14 protein-coding genes are annotated in these 20,917 nt (G+C 39.2%); 5 read left to right on the top strand and 9 right to left on the bottom strand.

Annotated features, from left to right (window positions below; all coding sequences use genetic code 11):
- Positions 1-39: 39 nt before the first annotated feature.
- Positions 40-357 (bottom strand): 50S ribosomal protein L28, encoded by a 318-nt coding sequence (gene rpmB, locus ACFIK1_RS02905; protein ID WP_375633587.1) that lies wholly within the window; start codon positions 355-357, stop codon positions 40-42.
- A 295-nt stretch (positions 358-652) separates the two neighbouring features.
- Here rpmB and ACFIK1_RS02900 point away from each other — a divergent pair, with 295 nt between their 5' ends.
- From ACFIK1_RS02900 to ACFIK1_RS02890, 3 genes are all read left to right on the top strand, one after another.
- A complete protein-coding gene (locus ACFIK1_RS02900; protein WP_375633588.1) occupies positions 653-1,435 on the top strand; it encodes an SURF1 family protein in 783 nt (260 codons plus the stop codon).
- Positions 1,436-2,046: 611 nt separating this feature from the next.
- Positions 2,047-3,666, top strand: coding sequence for a bifunctional phosphoribosylaminoimidazolecarboxamide formyltransferase/IMP cyclohydrolase (gene purH / locus ACFIK1_RS02895; RefSeq protein WP_375662043.1), 1,620 nt, complete (start codon positions 2,047-2,049; stop codon positions 3,664-3,666).
- 346 nt (positions 3,667-4,012) lie between these two features.
- Entirely contained in the window at positions 4,013-4,165 is a 153-nt protein-coding gene (locus ACFIK1_RS02890; protein ID WP_273790070.1) for a DUF1127 domain-containing protein, read from the top strand.
- A gap of 925 nt (positions 4,166-5,090) precedes the next feature.
- On the opposite strand, the gene ACFIK1_RS02885 is transcribed toward ACFIK1_RS02890, so the two are convergent.
- The 3 genes from ACFIK1_RS02885 to htpX form a co-directional block, all read right to left on the bottom strand.
- On the bottom strand, positions 5,091-6,836 hold the full coding sequence (locus ACFIK1_RS02885; protein ID WP_375662042.1) for a heparinase II/III family protein: 1,746 nt from the start codon (positions 6,834-6,836) through the stop codon (positions 5,091-5,093).
- A 64-nt stretch (positions 6,837-6,900) separates the two neighbouring features.
- Positions 6,901-8,265: an RsmB/NOP family class I SAM-dependent RNA methyltransferase gene (locus ACFIK1_RS02880; RefSeq protein WP_375662041.1), complete on the bottom strand. Its 1,365-nt coding sequence runs from the start codon at positions 8,263-8,265 to the stop codon at positions 6,901-6,903.
- Between the two features lie 47 nt (positions 8,266-8,312).
- Positions 8,313-9,359: a zinc metalloprotease HtpX gene (gene htpX / locus ACFIK1_RS02875; RefSeq protein ID WP_375662040.1), complete on the bottom strand. Its 1,047-nt coding sequence runs from the start codon at positions 9,357-9,359 to the stop codon at positions 8,313-8,315.
- Between the two features lie 83 nt (positions 9,360-9,442).
- Here htpX and ACFIK1_RS02870 point away from each other — a divergent pair, with 83 nt between their 5' ends.
- Positions 9,443-9,658: a DUF1674 domain-containing protein gene (locus tag ACFIK1_RS02870; RefSeq protein ID WP_375606032.1), complete on the top strand. Its 216-nt coding sequence runs from the start codon at positions 9,443-9,445 to the stop codon at positions 9,656-9,658.
- 134 nt (positions 9,659-9,792) lie between these two features.
- On the opposite strand, the gene rpsP is transcribed toward ACFIK1_RS02870, so the two are convergent.
- The 4 genes from rpsP to ACFIK1_RS02850 all read right to left on the bottom strand — a co-directional run bounded on the left by rpsP (position 9,793) and on the right by ACFIK1_RS02850 (position 12,993).
- Positions 9,793-10,167: a 30S ribosomal protein S16 gene (gene rpsP / locus ACFIK1_RS02865; RefSeq protein WP_375634339.1), complete on the bottom strand. Its 375-nt coding sequence runs from the start codon at positions 10,165-10,167 to the stop codon at positions 9,793-9,795.
- Between the two features lie 16 nt (positions 10,168-10,183).
- Complete coding sequence (locus tag ACFIK1_RS02860) at positions 10,184-10,513, bottom strand: chorismate mutase (RefSeq protein WP_375662039.1); 330 nt, start codon at positions 10,511-10,513, stop codon at positions 10,184-10,186.
- A 24-nt stretch (positions 10,514-10,537) separates the two neighbouring features.
- Positions 10,538-12,106 carry a signal recognition particle protein gene (gene ffh, locus ACFIK1_RS02855; RefSeq protein WP_375662051.1) on the bottom strand — a complete coding sequence of 523 codons (1,569 nt, stop codon included), beginning with the start codon at positions 12,104-12,106 and terminating at the stop codon, positions 10,538-10,540.
- A gap of 230 nt (positions 12,107-12,336) precedes the next feature.
- Positions 12,337-12,993, bottom strand: a complete 657-nt coding sequence (locus ACFIK1_RS02850; protein ID WP_375612226.1) for a carbonic anhydrase — start codon at positions 12,991-12,993, stop codon at positions 12,337-12,339.
- Positions 12,994-13,267: 274 nt separating this feature from the next.
- Here ACFIK1_RS02850 and ACFIK1_RS02845 point away from each other — a divergent pair, with 274 nt between their 5' ends.
- A complete protein-coding gene (locus ACFIK1_RS02845; protein WP_375662038.1) occupies positions 13,268-17,977 on the top strand; it encodes an NAD-glutamate dehydrogenase in 4,710 nt (1,569 codons plus the stop codon).
- Positions 17,978-19,168: 1,191 nt separating this feature from the next.
- Here the strand turns inward: ACFIK1_RS02845 and ACFIK1_RS02840 are convergent.
- Positions 19,169-20,155: a DUF2125 domain-containing protein gene (locus tag ACFIK1_RS02840; RefSeq protein ID WP_375662037.1), complete on the bottom strand. Its 987-nt coding sequence runs from the start codon at positions 20,153-20,155 to the stop codon at positions 19,169-19,171.
- Positions 20,156-20,917: the final 762 nt, after the last annotated feature.

Here is a 20,917-nt window from a genome sequence, read left to right as displayed (position 1 = left end):
GATCAAAAAGAAAAAAGCCAAAAACAATAACGCTGAAAATTACGCTGCTTGTTCAGCCTTCTGCTCACCTTCTTGCTCAGCTTTTTTCTTAACGATTTGGCGTTTTAACAAACGCGCACGTTGTGACAACTCTTTATCGTCTGCTTTAATCAAAAAACCATCAAGACCACCGCGGTGCTCAACAGAACGCAACGCATTTGCTGAAATACGCAAGCGATAACTTTGCTGTAACACCTCTGAAATCAATGTCACATTGCAAAGATTTGGTAAAAAACGACGCCGAGTCTTATTATTCGCATGGCTAACATTATTACCATACAGAACCGTCTTCCCTGTCAATTCACATGCACGAGACATAAACTTCACCCTTAAACTCTAAGAAACTTTCAAATCCCCATACCCAAAGGACACAATGAACGCAAAACACGCGCAATGCAACCTTGAACGGGCATCATTGGGAAGTTTCTTTCTAATAGGGGGTCGACAACAAAAGGTCAAGTCTTTTATAAAACCTTTTTCATCTCTTGTTGGCTCATTTTTCATCTTTTTCCTCAATAAGGCGTGCAAATTCCACCAAAACGCGTACAAAATGTTTTTTTTAATATATACATGTTAGAATAAAAGCCTATTGTCCCGAAAGGAAGCACAAATCATGAGCAAAAAAGAGCCCCCTATGACAAAGCTTCAGGGAAATTCTTGCCGTTTTTCTTCTTTTTTATTTGGAACTTTATGTATTTGTTTTTTTCTTCTCTTCAGTGCATTAGGTATATGGCAAGTACAACGGTTAAACTGGAAAACAAATCTTATCACCAGTACCAATCAACGCATTCATTTGCCCCCCATAAAAGCCCCTCCAAAAAATCAATGGTCAGATGTTACTTTTGAAAAATATGAATATCAACCTGTTATTATCACAGGAAAATTTTTAACAGATAAAAATATTTTAGTCACTGCTGCCGCTCAAAATACTACAGGCTATTGGGTTTTGACTCCTTTAAAAACTGCTGATAATACACTGATCTTTATCAACCGTGGCTTTATCCCCATGGATGAACGTAACAATTTTCAAAACACAGAGCAATCACATACAAATGCCTTATCTCAGCAAAATTCTACCACAGACACAGAACAAACAACGATTATAGGTTTATTACGCATGAGTGAAAAAAATGGATTTTTCCCGCGTAAAAATAATCCTGACAAAAATTTATGGTATACGCGCGATCTCCCCGCTATGGCACAAAAACTTGGTTTGTCCACTGTTGCCCCTTATTTCATTGATGCCAGAAAAACATCTCCACAAGCAAAACTTCCCGTCGTTGGTCTTACGATTATCCATTTTCGAAATAATCATCTCGTTTATGCAATCACGTGGTTTATTTTAGCTACTGGTGTGTTAGGAGGTTTTCTTTTTCTGCTACGGCAAAAAAACTAAAAAAAAATACCTCTTCCATCTCAAGTAACAAAAATTTTTAGAATCTTGAAAACTGATAAAGAGAATAAAAGCTACCAACTTGCGCCTTTGTTAAATTAAAGATCATAAGCATACAATGAACTTTATACCATCCACAAAAGATTTACGCGACACTCTTAAAAAGAATTGTCATAAACGCTTTTAAAAAATATAAAGCTAAATTTTAAAATAATAGAAAAGATGAGCACTCATTTTTGCCTTTATAATTTTATATTCTTGCTTCATTATATTGTTTCCCATTTCAGAGATTACTCCAATTGATATACGCAATACTTTCGCCTTCATCTAATATAGCAAAGAACATACGGATACATTTTTTGTTTCACAACTGCTATGAAGATGAGATATTGAGTTATAAGCAACAAAAAAATATTTAATGTCTCAATGAGACTTTTATACCTATCACCACACCTCAAATGAGAGGTTTTTACAGGATAATAGAAAAAGGTGAATCATCCTATATTCTAAAAAGACAGTTTATCCTTTCAGTGTATTTTGCTAAAGGCTTATGCTATAAATGTATAAGCTTGTTTTACTAGAATTTTAACTCTTTCATTTTTAAGGCTGCTGTTATGGGTGTTGTTGCCAAAAATTTTCCCGTACCTGATCTTCATCGGGTTTGTCGTGTTCTCTTTTCTGTGTCTGATAAAACGGGTGTGGTTGCTTTTGCACAAGCCCTTCATGCTACTTACAATGTTGAATTAATTTCAACAGGAGGAACAGCCAAAACCCTCATAGCGGCTGGTTTACCCGTAAAAGATGTTGCTGAAGTTACCGGATTTCCTGAAATAATGGATGGGCGTGTAAAAACACTCCATCCTTTGATTCATGGTGCTTTGTTAGGGGTAAGAGAAGATCCTAACCATAGGGAAGCTATGGAAAAGAACAGCATTCATGGAATTGATCTTTTGGTGGTGAATCTTTACCCTTTTGAAGAGACGATCCTTTCGGGAGCTGATGGGCAAACGATTCTTGAAAATATTGATATCGGTGGACCGGCGATGATTCGCGCCGCGGCAAAAAATTATGCTTATACCGGTGTTGTAACAGCGATAAAAGATTATGATTCGATTCTAGCTGAATTAAAGCAGCATAATGGATGTTTAAGCTTATCTATGCGTCATCAGCTAGCAATGCGCGCTTATGCACACACCGCTGCTTATGATACGGCAATAGCATCATGGTTTGCACGGGATTTAGAAATTGAAACTCCATCGTGGCAGAGTTTTTCTGGTCATCTTGAAAACGTTATGCGCTATGGAGAAAATCCACATCAACAGGCAGCATTTTATCGCAATAATGAAAAACGTTTTGGTATTGCAACAGCAAAACTTTTACAAGGCAAAGCGCTTTCTTATAACAATCTGAATGATACAGATGCAGCCTTTGAACTTGTGGCAGAATTTGATCCGCAAAAAACCGCTGCTGTCGCTCTTATTAAACATGCCAATCCTTGTGGTGTTGCGGAAGGAGAAAATTTGAAAGAAGCTTATTTGAAAGCTTTTATGTGTGATAATGTATCGGCATTTGGTGGAATTGTTGCTTTAAATCAAATCCTTGATGAGGAATGTGCTGAAGAGATTGTTAAAATTTTCACAGAAGTGATTATTGCTCCTGATGCCACAATGGCGGCACGTGAAATTATTGCCAAGAAAAAAAATCTTCGTTTGCTCATTACAGGTGGAGTTCCTGATCCACGCTGTGGAGGACTTCTTGCGAAAACACTTGCAGGAGGTATTTTAGTGCAATCACGTGATAACGTGGTAGTCGATGATCTTAAATTGCAAGTAGTGACAAAGCGGGCACCAACTCAAGATGAAATGCGTGATCTTCAATTTGCTTTTCGTGTAGCAAAGCACGTTAAATCAAATGCTATTGTGTACGCGAAAAATAGCGCAACAGTTGGAATTGGAGCCGGACAAATGAGCCGCATCGATTCAGCCAAAATTGCTGCAAGTAAAGCAGCAGAAAGTGCGCAAAGAGCAGGCTTAATAGAAACTCTCACAAAAGGATCTGTTGTTGCATCAGATGCATTTTTTCCTTTTGCAGATGGTTTATTAGCAGCAGCTGAAGCAGGAGCAACAGCAGTTATTCAACCAGGAGGCTCCATGCGTGATGAAGAAGTTATCGCCGCTGCTGATGCACAGGGGTTAGCGATGGTTTTTACAGGAACACGTCACTTCCGCCATTAATAATTTTGCTGCTTTTCTTTTCGTATGAGACAAATGTTTCAAGGAATTTTTCATAATTATCGTATGACTATTGATAACTGTTGAAATGGAAGCAGTTATTCAATCCAAAGAATCTACACGTGAAGAAGTTTATCACCGCAGAAAATGCACATAATTTAGCCATTGGTTAGGGATAAGATGTTCTTGTTGATATTTTTAATGGTTACCCTTTCGCATGAGGAAAATGTTAAAGGGATATTATCTTGTATGTAGATGCATACCTGCTATGATATTATAACACAACTCTTTTTAGTAATATACTCTATTCTTAAACTAAAGAGTGTAATGAAAAGTTTGAGTAGAGGATATGAATATTCTACGTTTTTATAGTAATTGGCGCCGTTATCGTCGAACCGTTAATGCGTTAAGTCGTCTTTCAACATATGAACTCAGCGATCTTGGAATTTGTCGAGGTGATATTGATTCAATTGCACGACGTTATTCGCGTAAATCTTTATGAAAATTGTTTGAGATATTTGAGAGAATGCTTTGCTATAAAAAAGTGCGCATTTTGTGGTTTGTTATTATGACTTCATTTTTAGTATAATAACAAAGAGCAGAAGGGTTATTTTTCTTGGCCATTGTAATGTATTGTTTCTCGAATTTTCAATGCTTCTGTGATGTACAACATTTGATTTGTAATAATAATTTAGCGTTATTCATATTAAATTAGAACCCCGAATACCGTAAGTTTCTCTCATTTCAAATCTATGTATGTTGAATCAACCAAAACCATTCGCCTGCACGTTACAAGCGGGGGGAGCTGTATGGATAAAAGCCATTAAGAAAAGGCTAAAAATGCCTCTTATGAACCCTCTCTAGTGCCAAGAGCTTGTTACAAACATTGGACACTGATCAATAGTGTGATAGTGCCGAGCTGCTCCTTCATAAGCGTAAAGATGGGGGGTGCTTAATGGATTTACCGTTATACCCATCACGGGCATCGTCGCAAAATAGGCTTGGAAGCGTTAAGGGATTTTTCTTTAAAATAAGTCCGTGAATATACAATACAATAGCGCTCTGTTTTTCGTGAGGAGTGTAGCCCTATTAATGCAACTCTCTCAGAGAGAAATATTGATCCCAACATCACACTTAAAAACTTATCGAAGATAAGCAACGACTTAATTTTCTCTCCATATCTTTAAAGGATCAAAATCCTTAACTAGTACTCATCTGTCAACAAGGGTCTTTCAAAAACTTTTTTTCTGAAGCCAATCCCTTTAGCATCACCTCATGAGATTCTATGAGCAAACCTTGCCTAAAAACATCCAACCCATACTCCCAAAAAATGCTTCGTGTATAAAATTGATATGATCTTCAAATTTTGAGAATATTACCACAATAAACAATAATGTTTTGCGACACGCAATATAAAACGCAATATACTATGAGTTGGAACAATGTTCTAATTTTTTATCAAACGCTTTACGGATAAAACGCCAACGAACTTTTTCCTGAAATGCAGGACGAAAATATAAAACAATCTGTTGTGTCCGTTGTGGACCTGTTAATTCTGCAAAATCAATCGAATCTTCAAGACAAATATCTGCGTCAGGCGATATAAAATACCATATTTGTTCGCTCTTCACGTTCTCGTTCTTTACGGCTAAACACACACGTTTGCCATCATAGTTAACTTCAACTTGTGGATGAAGATGAAATCGAACAGCAACATAATTTTGTTCATTTTGCACACTCTTGTGTCTTTTTCTCCCTTTACTTGGCATAAAAAAGCGATCAAAACCTTCGATCGTATCTCCATTTGTCGCCAAAATAAGACCACGCTCATGAATAAGATTAAAGGGTCGCACATAACCATTATGACTCGCAATAAAACCTGTCTTCTCTGAATCCTCTATACGGCACACTTGAACATCTGTTGGTCCATCAAACAAAAATGGCGCGCCATTTTTCTTTTTATGATAAAAAGCACCCACTGAACAATCATTAAGCGTAGCTGTTGAATGTGCTGCAGTAACACGCCCTAAATGTCGATACTCTTCCCGCCCATCAGGATTAACACCGGTATTGATAATAAAACGGTGCCCTTGTGAAGACATTTCAAAAGACAAACACCCCGAACAAGCCTGCTGTGCTACAGAGCGGGGTGGAAACTTTCCTGTATCTGCAAGCACTGTTGTTTGATTGGCTTTTAAGCGCTGAAATCCTGAATAACGGGCATAACTAAAAGGATGTCCTCCTGTTTCATCAAGCTCCAAAAGTGATGATAATCGTTCCGATACAAGGGGACCAACCCCATTAAAATGGGCCAACGTTTGATCCTCATGGATAAAGAATCGTAAAGCTGGCAACATACGCTCAACAGAATCAATCAAAATACGGGGTGCTGTTTCATTGCTACGCATAAAAAGATGCCGTAACGACAATAAATCCGATAACAAATTCAGCAAAATAACAGGACTACGGGAAATATGCCCACCATCAACTAGGATTTGACGGGAAAGCTCCTCTATAAGTGTGGTTTGTACCTTTTTTTTCACTGCCACAGAAACAGGCAAAGCAAGAGATGCGAATGTCAAAGCCACTGCTGCTTGTAAACGTTGATCATTGTGCTCCATACTACAAATTGTCACGCGCAAATAACGAAATTGCAAACCAAGTGCACGCAAAAAGCGTTTTTCAAACCGCTCACTTGCCCCTTCTAACAACATTTTCGAATGACAAATCCATGAAATCAAGCGCCGCGCCACAACAGGACCACTCCAAGCAAGCCCTTTTACCTTCTTGCCAGCATGGTCAAACCAATCTTCTAAAAGAGAGCGTGCATGTGCAGAAGCTAAATCACTTCCTGCTGCCTCCATATGGCGCAACCAATGAAAATCATGTAGAGCCGCTTCCCATTCTAGCGTTGGTGGAACCAATGAAAACGGCGAAACAGCACCAGAATGAACAATGTGACCAGCAAAAGCAAAACGACCATGATAAAATTCATGCGCCATCATCGGATCTGCTACATGCAAATCCATGGGATGCGCTAAAATTTTATGAGGACGAAACCCTGAAAATCGCCAACGAAACAATGGTCCAACCCATAAACGCCGCATAACATTCTGTATCGTATCGATACAGGCTGCCACTTTTACCTGAGGAGCTTTTACCGCAACCGCCAAAATTTCATCTCCATTTATGCTGAATCAAATACAATTTCGACCATTTTTGTAAATGAAGCGTTAATTAAGCAATTTTTCGTAAGCGCGCAGCAAAAAAACCATCCATTCCTAAAAATACGGTTTTCTCAGCATCAAAATTTTTATGACAAAAATCCGCAGGCGTTGTCCGTAACATCCCCCCACAAAGCAAATGTTCCAGTGCTCCCATTTCCTCTGGATAAATAGGGTCTAAAACAATGTCATTGCGTGTCGATAAAATTTTCTCAATAAGATCTTCACCTTCTTCTCTTGCCAATGAACAATTGGAAAAAACAATCCGCCCCCCTACCTTCACCAAAGAAATTGCTGCGACAAGCAAATCATATTGCAACGCCGCTAACTTGACGATATCTTCCCTCGATTTCGTCCATAAAATATCTGGATGACGACGGATTGTTCCTGTAGAAGAACAAGGAGCATCAAGAAGAACCACATCAAAAAGCTGTGTGGGATAGAAATTTCTCACATCGCCCTGCCAAATGTGAACTGAAAAATGAAGCCGTTCCATATTTTCTTTTAAACGCTTTATGCGGTTAGCAGAAAGCTCAATTGCAGTCACCTCAGCCCCTTGCAAAGCCAATTGTGCTGTTTTTCCTCCAGGGCTCGCACAAAGATCAGCAACGCGTTTACCCTCAATATTCCCAAGTAAACAAGCAGGCAAAGCTGCTGCAAAATCTTGGACCCACCAAGACCCTTCACGATAGCCTGGTAAATCAGAAACAGAACACTCCAGACGCTTCAATCGAACAGAACCATTGGGCAATACCACACCGCCAAGCCTTTCAGCCCATCCACCACTATCAGATTTTACTGTCAAATCGAAAGGAGGTTCCACACTTTGAATTGCGATAATCTTATGCGCCTTTTCTGTTCCATAAGCTGACACTAAAAGCTGTCCAAACCACGCTGGAACACCTTCAATGGTAGGAACTTGTTGGCGTAAAGGCTCTGCCTCACGCGCAACATTGCGCAAAAGAGCATTCACCACCCCTGAAAAACGGCGCATTCGAGGATCAAGTTTCGCCACACGGACAGCTAAATCAATAGTCGCATGATCGGGAATATCAAGATAAAGAATTTGTGCAACACTGATATGCAAAAGATGCTGAAGTGAAAGTGCTTGTGAAGGCAAAGGACGCACCAAAAAGCGTGAGAGAGCCGCCATAATCTGCCCTCGATGACGCAATGAAGCTGTTAAAATAGCCCGACATAACAAACGATCTCGTTGTGAAAGCTTCAAATATTGTGGATGTCCGTGTTCATTATCCGTCAAACCAGACAGAGGCGTGTACTTATCAACTACCGCCCCCAAAAGACGCACACACACCTGTCGAACAGCTAATCCTGGAACATTTTTTTCAGACACATGCCCCGCTTTTTTGTGTTTCAAAACACCACCTTTATATCACAGTTTTCTCAAAAGCTCCCTCAATAACTCTATGAACGAGATCTTTTTGAATTTTCATAACGAAGCCAAGAAGGACGTTTTGTAACACGCTGAAAAGAACTGTTTTCCTGTTCACCTAATACATGAGTCTGACCACTATGAAAATCTCCATAGTTCATCCCGCTGCTTTTTTCATGTATAGCGTCTTCTTTATTCCATCCCACACTTTTGGCAAGAGCCCCTTTCATCTCTTCTGCTTGCTGATAAAGAGCAGCGATACGATTTGCAGTTGCTGGATGTGTCGAAAAAAGACTATCCGCTCCCTCACCGCTCAAAGGATTAATAATAAACAGATGCGCGGTTGCTGGATTATGCTCTGCTTCTTCATTATATACCCCACATCCTCCATCAGCAATCTTACGCAATGCCGAAGCCAACCATAAAGGATTACCACATATTTCAGCCCCTCTACGATCCGCAGCATATTCCCGTGTACGGCTAATCGCCATTTGCACCAGCATCGCTGCAAAAGGCGCCACGAGCAATGCAATAAATCCTCCAATTGCCCCAGCGCCATGAGAATCTTCTGAAGAATTACGCTGTCCTCCCATAAAGAAAGCAAAATTACCAAGCATTGAAATTGCCCCTGCAATCGTTGCGGTTAGAGTCATTGTTAACGTATCACGATGCTCAATATGTGCGAGCTCATGCGCCATAACGCCGGCAATTTCCTCAGCGCTTAACCGCTCTAACAACCCAGTACTTGCAGCAACAGCTGCATTTTGCGGATTACGTCCCGTCGCAAAAGCATTTGGCTGTGCATTCTCAATGACATAAACCTTTGGTTGAGGAAGAGAAGCTTTTTTAGCTAAATCGCTTACAATCTTATAATAAACTGGTGCTGAATGCTGATCAACTTCACGCGCCCCGTACATGCGTAAAACGATTTTATCTGAATTCCAATAAGAAAAAAAGTTTAAACCACTTGCCATTAAAAGAGCAATGACCATGCCACCACCCCCTCCAACAAGATAACCAACTCCCATAAAGAGAGCAGTTAAAAAAGCCAAAAGCATAGCTGTACGCATTATATTCATTACTCAAAAAACTCCATGATAAAAGTCAATCAATACTATATGATGGTGTTTTCTTTCTGCTTTTTCAATGGAATAGGTGTAAAATGAATAAAAAAGATGAGAAAACAAGCAAAAAAAATGCAACTGTCATTAAACAGCAATCTCTTTCTCCCGCAGCACAACGCGCCCTTAAAGAAGCTGAAGAAAGACGAAAACGCGCAACAAAAAAAGAACAACCTTTAGAAAACGGCGGACGCGGCGGCAAAGACCCTTCCCGCTATGGAGACTGGGAAATTAAAGGCCGCGCCATTGATTTTTAAAACCATTGATTTAAAAAACCAGCGCGATTTAAACAAGCAACTTTTTAAAGAAAATCCGTTTTTGATAGACAAAAACGGATAATATTTATTTTTCTAAAGCTTTTAAAAACACGTTGATTAAACAACTATGCTTCTTATGCTGTAGCAGATTCTGCTTCAGCCGCTGCCGCTGCTTCTTCTGCCGCTTGCTTTGCTGCTGCTATACGTTCTTGTGCTTTTTTACCCGGTTCACCTTTATGTGGATTATTACGAGTTGGACGCTTTTTCAAGCCAGCTGCATCTAAAAACCGTAAAACGCGATCTGTTGGTTGAGCCCCTTGCGCAAGCCAATATTGGATACGTTCTTCATTAAGTTTCACCCTCGGTCCATCTTTAGGCAACATTGGATCCCATGCACCAACACGTTCAAGAAACCGCCCATCGCGCGGACTACGAACATCTGCAACGACGATATGATAGTAAGGACGTTTTTTTGAACCTCCACGGGACAAACGAATTTTCAATGCCATATTTTATCTCCTATTGTCAGCTCTGGCTTTCGTTTAAATTGACTTTTTTTATTTTTTGCTCTTCAGCAATAACTTCATGATGACTCACAACTTCTTTAATAATAAATTTTAAAAATCTTTCAGCAAAATCAGGATCAAGATGACTATCTATAGCCAATTGCCGCAAACGTGCTACCTGATATTGCTCACGCAGAGGATCTACTTTAGGCAAATCATAACGCGCTTTTAAGCGCCCAACAGCTTTCGTACAACGAAACCGCTCTGCTAAGATATGAATCAAGGTTGCATCAAAATTATCAATGGATGCTCGTAAATGTGCCAATTCGTTTAATACTGTTTCCTGCATTATATTCCTTTCCCTCTTTACATCTTATTTTTTCTTAGGATGCTGAGGAAAATTTCCCCCATCGACAATGCCATTGGAAAGACCAGGAAATGTAGGTCCACGCTTAGGAAGTCCGGGCAAGAGCTTCCCTCCATTACCATTTTCAATTTGCTTTTGAAGCATTGAGAATTGCTTTGGATCCAATCCCGACAAATCCGGCATAGCTGGAGAATCCCCTCCCAAGTTTCCCATACCACCCAAACCCATTTTGGAACCAAGGCCTCCCAACATTTTTCCCATAAAACCACTTTTTCCTTTACCACCCATGGCTTTCATCATATCAGCCATTTGGCGATACATCTTCAAAAGTTTATTAATATCAGCCGCTGTCGTACCAGACCCCTTAGCAATTCGTTGTTTGCGGCTATGTTTTAAAAGCTCTGGATTCGCCCGCTCTTTGGGTGTCATAGATGAAATAATGGCCAATTGACGATCAAACAAACGATCATCAAACCCCGCAGCCGCAATCTGCTCTTTGACCTTCCCCATTCCTGGCAACATGCCCATAATACCGCCCATTCCACCCAGTTTTTTCATTTTCTGCAACTGTTCTGCAAGATCATTCAGATCAAATTTTCCGGCTTGCATTTTTTTTGCAAAAGCAGCAGCTTTCTCGTGATCCATTGTTTCAGCAGCTTTTTCAACCAAAGAAACAATATCCCCCATTCCGAGAATACGATCAGCAATACGACTGGGATGAAATTCTTCTAAAGCATCTATTTTTTCACCAGTTCCAATTGCTTTAATTGGTTTACCTGTAACAGCAAGCATAGAAAGAGCAGCGCCACCACGCCCATCACTATCCATCCGTGTTAAAATAATCCCCGTAATCCCTACACGCTCATCAAAAGAACGAGCAAGATGAACGGCATCTTGCCCCGTCAAACTATCAGCCACCAACATAATCTCATGAGGAAGGGAACATGCTTTAATTTCAGCCAATTCGAGCATCAAAGCTTCATCAATATGATTACGTCCTGCTGTGTCAAGAAGAAGCACGTCATAACCACCCAATTTAGCAGCCTGCACGGCACGTGATGCAATATCAACGGGCAGCTGACCCGCAATAATAGGCAAGCTTGCAAGTTTTGCCTGCTCTCCCAATTGGCGTAATTGCTCCTGTGCAGCGGGACGGCGTGTATCTAATGACGCCATGAGAACTTTTTTATTGTGCTTATCAGTAAAACGTTTTGCAAGCTTTGCTGTTGTGGTTGTTTTTCCCGAACCTTGCAAACCAGTCATCATGATAACAACAGGAGCTGGTGCATTTAAATCACTCAGAACGCTTTCATTTCCAAGAATATGAACCAATTCATCATGAACAATTTTAACCACCATTTGGCCTGGTTTAATTGATTTAACGATTTCGGCCCCAACAGCTTTTTCCCGAACTCTATCGGTAAAAGAGCGCACAACATCAAGAGCAACATCAGCTTCCAATAAAGCGCGACGAATTTCACGCAGCGCCTCTACAACATCCTGATCCGATAAAGCGCCACGTCCCGTCAAATGAGACAGGATAGAACCAAGTCGCTCTTGCAAGGATTCAAACATCATTTACCTCATTGTTGCATAACAAACAAACCAAAATAGCATCCGAGAACGCATCGCGCCGTCGGATGTTGACCTCTGAGATCTCTTTATACCCTTAAACCGGGGTCTCAGTCGGTGGCTCCAAGTTAATTTTGTCACTGAAAGCTTGCTCCTTCAAACAATAAAACCCCAGCTTTGTCAAGTTTTATCATAAAATATCTTTTTATACGAAGAAATAAAAACAACAAATACTATACTTCAAAACTTTCAACTTCAACACGCATAAAACAACCTGTTTCCTGTTCCATGCTCCATAATTTTCCGCTAGAGATATCAAACCAAACCCCATGCAATGTCAAAAAACCTTGATCTTTGCGAAGCTTTATCCACGGAAACGTCTCTAAATTTCTCAACGAATGGCGAATAGAAAGCTGCTCTAATGCCGTCTGTTTTTCTGGCCAAGACAGCGACTTATTATTCAAAACGATTTCTGCTGCTGGAGCTAAGAGACTTATCCATTGACCGATAAAATCATTTGATAATAAAGATTTATATGTCTCATTAAGAGCAGTACGAATGCCTCCACAATGGGCATGACCAAAAACGACAATATGTCTCACCTCAAGCAATTGCACAGCATATTCAAGAGCTGCTGATGTTGCGTGATATTGGTCATCAGGAGAAAAAGGAGGAACCACATTCGCCACGTTGCGCAGAGTGAAAATTTCCCCTGGCTTAGCATCAAAAATCATTTCTGGTACTGCACGCGAATCACAACAAGCAATGACCAAAACTTCAGGTTTCTGCCCCTCAATCGCCAATTGCTGATAATCTGCTATTTTATATAAAAAATGATTGTTTATAAAGTTTTGGTAACCACTTAAAAGTCTTTCTGGTAAATGCGCCATTCTCTCTTTACTTTTGCTTCTTTTTTTACTTTCATTTTGTATAGTTTAAAAAACAAACTATTAACATACAAAAATACTAAAAATGCCCTTTCCTTGAAGCAAAATATTTCTTTAAAGTACAAAATATTACTAAAAATAGCAAAAACAAACTCATTCTTTCTAAATAAAGTGCTATTTTCTTCAGAAAGAAGGTGTTACAGTATATAAAAAATATAATGGTCTGCTTTTAAAAAGAGAAGAAAAGACCCCTTAAGAGCAAAAAGGGAGAGTGAATGTGTTGCAACAAAAAAAAACAGAAACAAAAAACACCCAAGATAAAATAGAACAAATCCTTTTTGCCCAAACCGATAAAGAAGATATTGCTTATTATGAAAATGAAGAACTTAAAAAGGCCACAGCCATCGCGGTAAAAGCTTTTAATCTCCATCAGACGGGAAACAACACCATCTGCTTTGAACAAAATTTAACCCGTAGTAACAGACCTGTAACCGTTATCACGCTTGTCAATGATAACAAACCCTTCCTTCTCGATTCTATTTTAAATGTTTTTAATCAACACAAAAACCATATCTATTTGATTGCACACCCCATTATTGATTGTGCTTCTGGAAAACGCATCAGTCTGATGCAAATTCACATCGAGTCATTAAACAAACAGCAAATACAAAAACTTGAAAATGAACTCACCTTAGTTCTTGAACAGGTTAATGCTGCTGTACAAGACTGGAAACCTATGCTTGAAGAAGTTGAAAAGCATATTCATGCCTACCAAATAAGTCTTCCCCCGCACTACAAACAAGAAGGCGAAAAAGCCATTGAGTTTCTTCACTGGCTAATGGACGATAATTTCATTTTCCTTGGTATGCGCACTTACAACTTCATCAAACACCAAAAACCCCTAAAATCCTTTACAGCGAGTAATATTGAACTTGGTATACTCACGGATGCTTCTATTCATATTATTGACGATAAAAGCATGAAAGAACCTCCTCAAGAAGTTTTATCCTTCATGGAAAGCGATAATCTGTTTATCGTGACAAAAGCGAACAGCCGCTCCAAAATTCACCGTTCTGTTTGGCTCGATTATATTGGTCTTAAAATCTTTGATAAAGAAAACCAACTCTGTGGAGAATTACGCATTGTAGGGCTTTTTACCTCCTCAGCTTATACACGTTCTATTTTGCAAATTCCTTTCTTAAAAGAAAAAGCCCGAACTATTATTCAACGTCTTGGACACAATCACGCCGATTATTCAGGAAAAGCACTCATCAGTGCTTTAGAAACCTATCCAAGAGATGAAATGTTTCGCTCTGATGTTGATACATTGACAGAAAACACTAAGCTTATTCTACAATTAGATGAGCGCCCACGTTTACGGGTTCTTGCCCACACTGATTCTTTTGGACGCTTTGTTTCTATCCTTGTCTACGTACCGCGTGACCAATATAGCAGCAGCCTGCGTGAAAAAGTTGGCGAACATTTTGTTGAGCTTTATAAAGGTGACTTTTTTGAATCTTATCCGCTATTTTTGGAAAGCACCCTTATACGTGTCTATTATATCATCCATCGCAAAGGAAATGAAACTGTTCCTCTTCACGAGCGCTCCACACTTGAACAACATGTACGTTCGATTGCACGAAGTTGGGAAGACAGGGTTCAAGCCATCGCTCTTAACAAGAAAATAACAGAGCAACAAACACGTCTAGCCAGTGAATTCCCCAATAGCTATCGTGATTTATTTTCAGCTGAAGACGCTATTAACGATGCCGGACATATTCTAAGTCTTCATGATGAAAAGCCCCTTTTCGTGATCTTTTATCACGCACAAAACAAAGAAAAACAGTGCATTTCTCTTCGGCTTTTTCACCGCCATGAAGCACTTGCCCTTTCCAAACGTGTACCACTCCTTGAAAACATGGGGTTTCGCGTTATTGCTGAACAAACCCTTGAATTACCAGATGGCAATGGGCGCTCTGTGTATCTTCATGATATGCAGCTAGAAAGTACTTTCCAACGCTGTATCGATTTTGAAAAAGACGGTCAAAAACACGCCGAAACCTTTGAAGCCATTTGGGCACAAAATGCTGATAATGACGGCTTTAATGCTCTCACCCAAACAGCTGAGCTTGATTGGCATGAAATTGTTATTTTGCGCCATTATGGGCGCTATCTCCAACAAGCTGGAATTCCTTATTCGCAAGATCGCGTTGCCCAAACTTTAAATGCTTATCCTGACATTACCCAAGATCTTTATGCTTTATTTCATTTAAAATTTCATCAAAGCCATACAGAAAAAGAACGGGAAAAAAACCAACAAGTCATTCAAAAGCGCATTGAAGAAAAATTACGGAAAGTCTCTGGTTTAGATGATGATCTCATTTTACGCCGTTATTGTAACCTTATCGAGGCGAGTTTACGAACGAATGCCTTTACACCTCTTCCTGATGGAAGTCCACGGCGTATTTTAGCCACCAAATTAAATCCGCGCCAGATTGAAGGTTTGCCTGAACCGCGCCCTTACCGAGAAATTTTTGTTTATGGACCAGAAGTTGAAGGGGTCCATTTGCGTTTTGGACCTATCGCTCGTGGCGGAATTCGTTGGTCTGACCGTGCATTAGATTATCGCACCGAAGTGCTTAGCTTAGTCAAAGCCCAACAAGTTAAAAATGCGGTTATCGTTCCTGCAGGTGCAAAAGGTGGATTCTATCCCCATCGGCTTCCCCAAACAAATGACCGTGCTGTCATCATAGAAGCAGCACAACAAGCTTATATAGACTTTATAACAGCTTTGCTCTCCATTACAGACAATCTGATTAACGGCAAAATAAGTTCTCCCCACAATGTCATCTGTCATGATGACCCTGACCCCTATTTTGTTGTTGCGGCAGACAAAGGAACAGCAACTTTTTCTGATACAGCCAACGCCATCAGCCAAGCAAACCACTTTTGGCTTGATGATGCTTTTGCCTCTGGAGGTTCAGCAGGTTACGACCACAAAGACATTGGTATTACAGCTAAAGGTGCATGGGAAGCCGTCAAAAGACATTTTAGAGAATCATTTAATCACGATATTCAAACAACGCCCTTCACCTGTGTCGGTGTTGGCGACATGTCTGGTGATGTTTTTGGCAATGGGATGCTGCTTTCCAAACAAACAAAATTGATTGCCGCTTTTGATCACCGCGATATCTTTATTGACCCAGATCCGAACATAGACGAAAGCTATGCAGAGCGTACGCGTCTCTTCAAACTGCCTCGCTCAAGCTGGCAGGATTACGACCAAAGCAAATTATCAAAGGGCGGTGGTATCTTCTCACGAAAAGAAAAAACCATTACTCTCTCACCTGAAGCAGCAAAAGCCATTGGTTTCGAAAAACAAACAGGAACACCCTTTGAAATTATCTCTGCTCTTCTCAAAGCCCCTGTTGATCTTTTATGGTTCGGTGGCATTGGTACTTATATCCGTGCTGCAACAGAAAACGATGCCCAAGTAGGTGATCGCGCAAATGATGCAATACGCATTACCGGAGAACAAGTGCGTGCAAAAATTATTGGTGAAGGAGCTAATCTTGGTGTTACACAACGTGGACGGATTGAATATGTCTTAAATGGTGGTCGATGCAATACGGATGCCATTGACAATTCTGCTGGTGTGAATTGTTCTGATATTGAGGTCAATCTCAAAATTGTTCTTGCATCAGCACTACGTGCCAAAACGTTAACCCGCGAAGATCGCAATAAGCTCTTGAAAAAAATGACGCCTCAAGTCGAGCAACTCGTCTTGCGCAACAATTATCTACAACCCCTTGCGCTTTCTTTGGCGGAAAACCAAAGCACTACTGATTTGCCCTATCAAATACGCTTTATGCACGATTTGGAACAAAAAAAGCTTCTAGATCGTAGAGTTGAAATACTCCCTGATGAGCAAATTTTACGACAAAGAACAACCCAAGGCAAAGGTCTTCTCCGTCCAGAACTCGCCGTTATTTTTGCCTATGCTAAATTGACCTTAAAAGAAGAAATTGCTAATAGCCCCATTGTTGATGATCACTATTTCAATACAGCCTTGCTGAACTATTTTCCAACCCAAATTCAAGAAAATTTTAAGAAGGAAGTTATTAACCATCAATTGCGTCGTAATATTATCGCAACGCTGATTGCCAACGATATTGTAAATCGTGGAGGCCCCACTTTTGTTAATAGACTACACGATGCAACAGAACAAAAGACTGAAAATATTATTCGCGTTTTCATTGCCATCCGCGATGGTTTCGAAATTCCTCAATTGTCTGAGCAAATTGATAAGCTTGATAATAAAATACCCGGTCTTGTCCAAAATAAATTCTACGCAACAATGACCCCAATGCTCTTTGAAACAACCAATTGGGGTTTGCACAACATAGATCTCTCACGTCCATTAGAAGAAATTGTAAAAACAATAAAGCAAGCCCGTAGCGTTATTGAAAAAGAGCTTATGCATTCTCACGACAACGATATTAAGCAAAAGATTGAAGAAAAAGCATTACACTACAGCGAAGAGGGAGCACCAAAAGCATTAGCGAAACAATTAGCCCTCTTGGAAGCTGCTTCAACAATCTGTGATATTTCTTTAATTGCAAAAAAAAGCAACAGTGATCTTATTAAAACCGCAGAGATCTACTTTTCACTTGCGCAAATCATTCGTATAAACCGCATTAACGAAGCAAGTCGTATAATCCCTGTAGTAGATTATTATGATAGTATGGCTTTAAGCCAAGCCAAAGAAAATGTTTCTGAAAGCTTTCGGCAAATCGTTATGAAAATCCTCAAAAATCATGGAAAGAAAAAAGATCCTTTTGACACTTGGAAAAAAACAGAAGAAGATCATATTCACAACATTACAAACCGCATTAGCGCCCTTATTGAAAATGATCTCAATATTTCTCGTTTTACTTTTGCAGCAGGATTGATTTCTCAACTTCAAAATATTGGCTTTCAAACCTAAAGCAAATACAAAACGACCCACTCAATCTCCCGTTCTATCCCACCACCACAACAAACCAACAAAAATAGAGAGCGGGAGTTTGCATTTTTAGGCAAGGTTCCAAAAATAAAAATCTCGCTATTTATCACAATAGAATTGTTTGCAACAATTTCAAAAAAACAACAGGATTTATTTTTCACCCTAAAAACATAAACTTTCAGACTTAAAAGCAGTACAAAACAGCTAAGCTTTTGCTCCGTTCTATCCATCCATGACTAATCAGCAAGGGAATAACGGAAGCCCTATTCTGCATTTTTAGACAGAGCACTCAAAATAAAAAATAAATTCAAATTTTACTGTCAATTAACCCCATTTCCCCTTGCATATTGCAAATGGGAAAGCCGAATAGATAAAAACAGTAAAGAAAGGACTAAAAATGCCCCTCATAAACCGCCCCAAGTGCCAAAAGCTGCAGTAACATTGGGAGTTAGCAAATATAATATGATGGTGTTGCCCCCTAGCTTATTACTCCATAACCGAAAAGATGGTGGTGTTTAATGGCTTTATCGTTATACCATTCATAGGCGACATCGTGAAATAAGAAGCACTGAGAAATATTGTTTTAATAAATACGTAAATATGCAATACAAATATATTCTGTTTTACGTGGAAGACATATGGCTTCATTAAAAAATATCAGAAATAAAAGGATAAGTTTAATCCATTATTTAAAAGATATAACTGTAACTGCTTTTGAAATGCGTAAAATCGAATAAAAAATGACAGTAAAGATGGATGTTGATTTTCCCCTTTACAACTTCATATCTTCCTCCAACTAGGCTATTTACTTGTTTTAAGAGGTTACACCCAAACAAATATATGCAATATGCTCATTCCATATATAAAGAAAAAGGTTCCTAACAAAAACCACACCACCTGTATAAAAAGGCAATTCAGCATACTTTAAAATGCCACTTTTTCCATACAAACACTGTTGCTATATGTAGTTTGACATAAGATTTTGTACTAAGTGAAAAGAGGTTGGACGAATTAGGAGTAGGTGGTAATTTTTTATTTTTATAGCTATTTTTTTACCATTAAATACGCATTTTGTTAAAATAGATTTTGACACTCTAAAATTGCAAAAAAGTATGAAAATCAGAAAAAATCGAAATTTGGTAGTAAAAATGAAAAAAGACTTTGGTACAACACCTAAAGCGGAGCAAGACGACCAAGTTTTAAAAAGCCTAATTTTACCCACCCATTGTTAATGAGCAAGGAAAGAACGGGAGTGCCGTCCGCATTTTTAGGCAAAACACCCAAAATAAAAAATAACGCTTGAAGATTATTGGCTTGCGCGGGAAATAAGTGCTGCAGAGTGTCAAGAAGCTTCATGGACTGAATAAGGACAAGTTCAAATTTTGCTGTCAAATATCCTTCATCATCAAAAGAAAAAGGTCCACTAATACGCACTGCACCACCTGTATGAAAAGCCAATTCACCTTGCTTTAAAAGTCCACTTTTTCCATACAGTCGCTGTTGCCAATTTTTTTCTTCATCTTCAGACTGAAAAGAGATGTCATTTAAAATCCATTTCAAATTGCCATCAATTTTAGGAATATCAACAAAAGAAGATTTTAAAAAAGGAGAAGCATCAAAACCGTCAAAAGTTATATGTCCCGATAAATTATTCTTTTCATGTTTTAGATCAAAACGCAAAAATTCTGCCGTTATTTTTTGAGGCATATCTTGTGGCTCTAACGGCTGAATAATCACGTCATGCGTATTTTGCAAAGATGCCGGATCTTCAATATTTTCTTGTGTCGTTTTTTTATCTGCCGTTTGTGCTCTTAATGCTTCTTGAAGCTTTTGATCTTCAGGGGAAGAGGAAAAAGATGAAATATCAAGCCCTTCAGCTATAAATTTCAATGTTTTACCCGTTTTCCAATAAGGCTCTGTTTCAATCACCAAATTGCGCCAATGCGATACTATGGGAGTTTTTCCGGAAAAAACAATTAATGCAGGAGAATGAACATTAAACTCGACCAAATGAGGTGCGTAAATTGGTGCACCAGCTGTCAAACGCCCCGTCGATAAAGAAACCCCATGTAAAGGCCAAGAAAATTGAAACTTGTCACAAACAACACCGACACGTAAAGGATAACCATCCTTGTGCACATTCTCACATACCGCCGCCATATTATAGGAAGATACTTTTGTGAATATATCAGAAACATAGTCTTCTATTTTACGTGAAAAAAAACCAGAGTGCGCTATAAATAAATATCAGAGCAAGACAAAAGAGCCCACAAATTAAATAACTCAAAGAAAAACTTTTTTGTGATGATGGTATTTGAAAGGATTTAGACAATATTCAAACTTTCTTTATCTCTTAACTTCCTCCCCACCCTAAAAAGGATAAAGATTCCCAACCACGTTCAGTTTATACACAATCCAACTTCTTAATCGATCGGATTTTATCTACTGATCACTTCAAGAAGTCCCTATACATCGTTCTAAAGTACAGTATCTCATAAGCTCAATAAACAAGATTTTCTTAAAAAAACCATTACACCCTTTAACAAAAAACACCTCATGTGTAAAGTTTTACATAGATTTTCTACCTCTGCCTTAAACCATACTGTTTTACAGCACAACAAAAATGATAATGAATAGTGTTTCTTAACGATAAAGCCATTGAGCCCCCTCTTTACGCTTATGGAGGCCCCAAAGCCAGCACCATCATTATATTTGGCTAGCCCCCAAATGTTGCGACAGCCCTTGGCACTTAAGACAGTTCATAAGAAGCATTTTTAGTCTTTTCTTATACAGTTTTTGCCCACACGCCAGCCCCACTTGTGACATGCAAGCAAGAAGTTTTTATTGAGTCAACATACACAGGTTTGGAATGAGAAAACCTTACTATATTCGGGGTTCTCATTCAATATACAAAACCGTGAA

It is taken from the genome of Bartonella sp. OC16QHHD, assembly GCF_042194035.1.
In the GTDB taxonomy this organism is placed as follows: Bacteria; Pseudomonadota; Alphaproteobacteria; order Rhizobiales; family Rhizobiaceae; genus Bartonella.
The sequence above is the reverse complement of the archived record's forward strand: the minus strand, read 5'-3'. Positions and strand labels throughout refer to the sequence as shown.